The sequence below is a fragment of the Bradyrhizobium sp. LeoA1Lang genome (assembly GCF_055413685.1).
Genome location: NZ_JBVAPG010000281.1, coordinates 1 through 5,787 on the forward strand (window position 1 = coordinate 1; position 5,787 = coordinate 5,787).

The 5,787-nt window shown below is 57.9% G+C and carries 4 protein-coding genes and 4 pseudogenes; 2 read left to right on the forward strand and 6 right to left on the reverse strand.

Annotation, left to right across the window (positions count from 1 at the left end):
• Window positions 1–35 precede the first annotated feature (35 nt).
• From ACZYOF_RS41595 to ACZYOF_RS41610, 4 genes and pseudogenes are all read right to left on the reverse strand, one after another.
• A complete protein-coding gene (locus ACZYOF_RS41595; protein ID WP_463719376.1) occupies window positions 36–674 on the reverse strand; it encodes a GMC oxidoreductase in 639 nt (212 codons plus the stop codon).
• On the reverse strand, window positions 674–1,540 hold the full coding sequence (locus ACZYOF_RS41600; protein WP_463719377.1) for a GMC family oxidoreductase: 867 nt from the start codon (window positions 1,538–1,540) through the stop codon (window positions 674–676). Before ACZYOF_RS41600 ends, ACZYOF_RS41595 begins: the two co-directional genes overlap by 1 nt.
• A 54-nt stretch (window positions 1,541–1,594) precedes the next feature.
• Window positions 1,595–1,932, reverse strand: a pseudogene (locus ACZYOF_RS41605) (oligopeptide/dipeptide ABC transporter ATP-binding protein).
• Complete coding sequence (locus ACZYOF_RS41610; protein WP_463719378.1) at window positions 1,899–2,738, reverse strand: ATP-binding cassette domain-containing protein; 840 nt, start codon at window positions 2,736–2,738, stop codon at window positions 1,899–1,901. The pseudogene ACZYOF_RS41605 and the gene ACZYOF_RS41610 overlap by 34 nt, the downstream one beginning before the upstream one ends.
• Between ACZYOF_RS41610 and ACZYOF_RS41615 the strand changes: the two are divergent.
• Window positions 2,710–2,973: pseudogene (locus tag ACZYOF_RS41615) on the forward strand (transposase); the annotation flags it as partial. The gene ACZYOF_RS41610 and the pseudogene ACZYOF_RS41615 overlap by 29 nt on opposite strands.
• Window positions 2,974–2,975: 2 nt before the next feature.
• On the opposite strand, the pseudogene ACZYOF_RS41620 reads toward ACZYOF_RS41615, so the two are convergent.
• A pseudogene (locus ACZYOF_RS41620) lies at window positions 2,976–3,968 on the reverse strand (transposase); the annotation flags it as partial.
• Window positions 3,969–4,027: 59 nt separating this feature from the next.
• Between ACZYOF_RS41620 and ACZYOF_RS41625 the strand changes: the two are divergent.
• A complete protein-coding gene (locus tag ACZYOF_RS41625) occupies window positions 4,028–5,188 on the forward strand; it encodes an IS30 family transposase (RefSeq protein WP_463719379.1) in 1,161 nt (386 codons plus the stop codon).
• On the opposite strand, the pseudogene ACZYOF_RS41630 reads toward ACZYOF_RS41625, so the two are convergent.
• Window positions 5,185–5,586: pseudogene (locus ACZYOF_RS41630) on the reverse strand (IS110 family transposase); the annotation flags it as partial. The gene ACZYOF_RS41625 and the pseudogene ACZYOF_RS41630 overlap by 4 nt on opposite strands.
• Between the last annotated feature and the right edge of the window lie 201 nt (window positions 5,587–5,787).

Genomic DNA, 5,787 nt, shown 5'->3' on the forward strand with positions numbered 1-5,787 from the left:
GACGGCTGGCAGACCCTCGCCAGCAAGCCCATTGCTCAGCCGGTTGATCTTGCCGCCTGAGCAGATATCATCCGTTCACCGGAGACTCGCGACGGACAAATTCCAACCAAGTTCGCGACGGCACCGCAAGTCCCGACCGGATGAAAGAAAGGGACAGTGGCTTTCCGAATGTAGGCTTCGTCAGCCTCCCGCCCAGCCCCCGATGCTGGCGCTTCGCAAACTTTGAGGACATGAGAGCCGAATGGGGACATAGAGCAGATCTTCCGGACCCAATCTAATCCGCGCATAACTCCATCAAAGTCATCCGGGTGATCGAGCAAGCGCGGAAAGATGGCAATTGGAGCGAGAGGATCGTTCGATCTGAGTTCGAGATGGCCGGTGCTCTTCGGATAATTGACGTTTACCAGAATGGTCACCAGGTTAGCTCTCGGGACTTTCAGTTGCCCATGCACTTTGGTCAAACCGAACGGAAAGAGATGAAATTGAAGGTCTGGTTCAGCCAGCTCAGGAGCCGATCTTAGGAAGGCGAGGACTTGGGCCGTAGGCACACTCATGAACCCCGACCTTTTGAAGGCCCACTCCGCTAAGGCGAGCGCTCCCTTTATCGGATGCGCGAGTACATTGGCGGTTTCGACGTCGAGTTCGGCAAGGACGTACAGTCCCGGGTGTTCCATCAAATTCCGTCCAACCTCAGGACTTTCGACCCGGGGGGCGATGCCATGCTTTGTGAGATGAGCCGGATCACCGTACCCGAAAGCATCAACAACTGCGGGGAATTGATGGAGCCAGCGGAAAGAATAACGCCCTTTCTTGCGATGAAGTTGATGTGTTGTCCGCGATGCGGGGCCGCAACACCCGTCGCTCGCGTCTTATCAAACAGAATGTGCCGAACGATCGTGTCATCCAAGAACGTCAGATTAGTTGCAGACAGTTTTGGCTTTACGAAAGCCTCCCAGGCTGACAGCCGATGCCCGTTGCGCGTTGATCCTTGGTTCCAGGCAACCCCCTCGTGCGAAGCACCGTTCAAATCCTCATTGAAGGGAATGCCAGCAGCTTGAAAGCTGTCGATAAACTGTTGAGAGATGGGGTGATGCCAGCGTAGAGCTGAAACCCGTTGGGGTCCGAGCCCCCCACGGAAATTATTATCTTTGTCGTCGTCGGCCGTCTCCATCTTTCGGAAGTACGGCAAAACGTCCTTCCATCCCCATCCCCTGTTACCTAGCGCCTCCCAAGCGTCGTAGTCCCGTGCAGCGCCGCGGATGAAGATCATCCCATTTATGGCAGATGAACCTCCCGGCACCTTGCCGCGGGGCCAGTCTTCGACCAGGCCGCCTCTGCTCGGATCTGGCTCCGTCTTATAAGTCCAGTCATATCGTTTATTTCGGATCTTATATACGAGAGCACCCGGAAGATGAGTTAGATTGAAACGCTCGTTCTTCCCGGCTTCCAGCAACAGGACCGATTGTTTGCGTTCAACCAATCGCGCCGCAAGAGGACATCCCGCACTTCCGGATCCTACAACAATGTAGTCAAACTCCATATTGTTCACTTTCCAAACGGGAGCGCCATTGGTGGGCGCACACATATTGCAAGGTTATCGAGCGGGCGGGCCGATTTCTGTGAGATGGCAGGCAGCCGAATCATCTCGTCCGCGCGCAAAGAGCGGCGGATCTTCCAAGGCGCACTTGTCGACCGCGAACGGGCAGCGACTTCTAAAACTGCAGCCCGCTGGTATGTGGATTGGGTTGGGGGGTCACCTTCCAAAAGGTAAGTCTCAGCCTTGAAAGGACGTTCCTCAATCGCCGGTACCGCACTCAAGAGCGCGCGGGTATAGGGGTGTCCTGGCTTGGTGAATGTGGTCCGATTATCAGCCAGCTCCACAACGCGCCCGAAATACATCACAGCGATCCGATTGCAGGCTCGCCGAACCATCCCCAAGTCGTGTGAGATGTATATGTAGGTAATTCCGCGTTGATCCTGAAGCCGCTGAAAAGGTTGAGAAGTTTGCGCTGCTCTATTTGGTCGAGCGCCGATAGCGTCTCATCAAGAATGAGCAACTCGGGATCGAGAACGAGGGCACGGGCGATACTCACACGTTGACGCTGCCCGGCGCTCAATCCGACCGGTAATTTGCCAAACAGGTCGAGCGAGAGACCAACTTCTTGCATGGTATCCGCGGCGCGGTCGCGGATTTCGGAACGCGACAGTCCTTCGTGGATGTAGAGGGGCTCGGCGATGGTTCGCCCGATCGAAAGATGAGGCGGAATGGAGCTGAAGGGATCCTGAAGTAGAAGCTGGAATTTCTTGCGGAGCGTCAATAGACGCTTAGCGTTCATAGGCGCGATATCTTCGCCCTTGAACAGTATCTGTCCTGAATCCGGGACCTCGAGACGGCTCAAGAGACGCGAAAGTGTGGATTTCCCACATCCCGATTCGCCGACGATCGCCAAATTATCGCCCCGTCGAACATCGAACGAAGCGTCGCGCACCGCGTGCACGAATTGCTTTGCAAAGAGCTTGTTTCTATCCTTTGTGGGATAAATCCGGCTGACGTTCCGCACTGAAAGAATGATGTCCTTGGCGGCCGGCGACAGTGCATCTGCAGCCGCCTCAGTCGAGTTCAGAGCCGGCTCCGGAAATCTGCACAGATCGATAAGTGGAGTTTCTGCCTGACGGCGGGCAAGATTGTCCCGCGAATCAGGAGAGACGATGACGAGACGCGCACGCCGGAACCACACACCGGGCTTCAAGGCGAAAGTGGCGCTTGCTGCGGTCAAGGGTGACCGGACACTGGCTCAGTTGGCGGAGCAATTCGACGTTCATCCCAATCAGATCACATCGTGGAAAGCGCAGCTTGAGGGCGGGGCCGCCGATGTGTTCGGTCCGGGCGGTAGCAGTGCCGCGGCGGTGTTACCCGCCATCGATGTGAAGTCGCTGCACGCCAAGATCGGAGAGCTGACGCTGGAGAACGATTCCTAAGAAACGGCAGCGCCAGCTTTCAGATCCAATGGCTGCAGAACAAAGCCGAATGCCTTGGCACGTCGGTGCGAATTGTTGATCACACGCGTACGGTAGCGTGTCTCGTAGGACGAGGCCCCGGGATCGACGTATTCCATTCCGTGACGAACAGCGTTGTAGAACAGGACTGCGATCTTGCGGGCGGTCGCGGTGACTGCCTTGGCCTTGCCGATGCGGGACGAGAGTCTCCTGTAAAAGGCCCCGAGCGCAGTGTCGGTGCGTCCGACGGTTACGGCAGCAAGGCGCAGAAGAGCTGCGGTCCGACCACCGGATCGGCGCGTTCGTGACGAGAGCATTTTGCCGCCGGAGATTTTATTGCTCGGCGCCAACCCCAGCCAAGAGGTGAAATGCTTTGCACTGGGCCATGAGGAGAGGTCATCACCGCATTCAGCGATCAACTTCAGGGAGAGGCAAGGACCAAGGCCGTCGATCGTGGTGACATCCTTGCCGAGCAGCCTGAACAGCGCCGCGCGGGCGTCGAAAGCCAGCGCGTTCGCCTGATCGGTTCTGTTGCGACGCCGCGAGACCGGCGGCGCTGATCCATGATCACAACCCCTATGGACGATGAGTTCCTTTAACACAGCTTCGATCCGGACGTCGCAGGCAGATGCCTTCTCATGATAGGCGTCGTAAAGGGCGAGTGCTTGATCGAGCGCAAACAGATGCTCGGCGCGATAGTTCCTAGTGAGTGCCTTCGCGATCGTCTCGGAACTGGAGTGGCAACTGTAATGGCGCAAGCACGCCAGCGCCTCAGGATCGCGTTCGCCGGCAAGGATCGCGTGAATGATGCGCAGGCCAGTCGCTCCAGTGATGTCGACGACAACGTGGTGGAGCTGAAGGTTCATCTCGGTCAATGCTTTCTGCATATGCTGAATGTGTGAGGCAGCGTACTTCAGCAGACGCTCGCGCTGACGCACGTAGGCTCGCAGCTCCGCAATGTGCCCTTTGGGCGGTGGGCTCAATTGGTCAGCGCAACACTCTAATCTTTTAGCAAAGATGGAGTGTGGACATGAAACGGCGAAGTCGCATTTATTACTCGGCAGCCCAGCGATCCGAGATCTGGGATCGCTGGCAGGCCGGCGAGCCGATGAGCTCGATCGGACGCCGATTTGACCGGGAGTCCTCGTCGGTCTTCTCCGTGATCTCGCCGACCGGCGGAATTCGTCCTCCAGATAGGCACCGTGCCAAACAGGCGCTCAGCCTGTTTGAACGAGAGGAGATCTCTCGATGGCTCAGCATGCGCTGCTCGTTGCGGTCGATCGCGCGCCACTTGGGACGATCTCCATCAACCGTCAGCCGTGAAGTCCAGCGCAATGGCGGGTCAGAGCGTTATCGGGCTGCGGGGTCCGATCGGGCCGCGTGGGATCGGGCGCGGCGCCCCAAGCTTTGCAAGCTGGCTTGCCGTCCGTTCCTGAGGCGGACAGTATCGACCTTGCTTCAGCGGCAATGGTCACCGGAGCAAATTGCCGGCTGGCTCAAGCGCACCTGTCCGGGGGAACCTCAAAAGCAGGTGTCACACGAGACGATCTATCGCAGCCTGTTCATTCAGGCGCGCGGCGTGCTGAAAAAGGAGCTTCTTGAGCACCTGAGGGCGAGGCGCACGGTCCGCCGATCGAGGCACGCCAGCATGAAACGAAACGGGCTCGGCCAGATCAAGAATGCCGTCTCCATCAGCGAGCGACCGCCGTCGGTTGAAGATCGTGCGGTGCCCGGCCATTGGGAGGGCGATCTGATCGGCGGTTCGGGGAATAGTTATGTTGCAACGCTTGTCGAGCGCCATTCGCGCTACGTGATGCTGGTCAAGGTTGCGAACAAGGATACCGAAAGCGTTGTCTCGGCACTGATCAAGCAATCGCAGCGATTGCCCAGCGAACTTTACCGGTCGCTGACCTGGGACAGAGGCAAGGAACTCGCAGACCATCAACGGCTGACATTGGCCACCGAAGTCGAGGTCTACTTTTGTGATCCTCGATCTCCCTGGCAGCGCGGGTCAAGCGAAAACACCAACAGATTACTGCGCCAATATCTTCCGCGCGGCACCCATCTGTCCTTGCACAGCCAGGCCAAGCTCAGTGCCATCGCAAGGCAGCTCAATGAAAGGCCGAGAAAGACCTTGCTCTATCAGACGCCGGCTGAGAAGTTCGCAGAATGTGTTGCAGCGATCGGTTGAACTCGCCGCCGAAAGCTCGCCCGTAGCAATCCAAACGAATGGAGCCGCTGCAGCCATTGCGCATCGCTGACATCGGTCTTGCGCCCCGGCACATGCTTGGCATCGCGCGCGTTGACAAGAAACACGGTAAATCCCCGCGCATCGAGAAGCTCGAAAATCGGAATCAAGTAGACGCTGGTCGATTCCATGACGACCGTCTCGACGCCGCATTCCGTAAACCAGTCGACCAGTCGACGCAGATCGGCCGTGAAAGTACCGAAGCTGCGAACTGGCTCAGGTGTGTGATCTGCCCTCACGGCAGCCATGTGCATGGTCGCGCCAATGTCGATGGCAGCCGCGTTCGGGTGCACCACCGGCATCGTGCGGTCGGCCCTGGACTTCGATCTGTTCCGGTTCATCTCCTATCCTCCTGCTGACACAAGCGGAAGGGCTGAGCTGCGCAAGTTATTCAGAGTCCTAAACGGGATCGCCGGGGTGCCGTCCGGAACGCGGTTGGAATTTGCTTGGCGCGTTCTCCGGGTAACGTGAAAGTATCGTTTCAGGCGGCGAGGTCAATCGGCTGATCGATGGGTTTTGTGGCGAGGGTCTGCCATCCATCG

Coding starts and splice junctions, on each gene's coding strand:
- ACZYOF_RS41595 (WP_463719376.1), bottom strand. CDS start 674: ATGGAACACCCGGGACTGTACGTCCTTGCCGAACTCGACGTCGAAACC.
- ACZYOF_RS41600 (WP_463719377.1), bottom strand. CDS start 1,540: ATGGAGTTTGACTACATTGTTGTAGGATCCGGAAGTGCGGGATGTCCT.
- ACZYOF_RS41625 (WP_463719379.1), top strand. CDS start 4,028: ATGAAACGGCGAAGTCGCATTTATTACTCGGCAGCCCAGCGATCCGAG.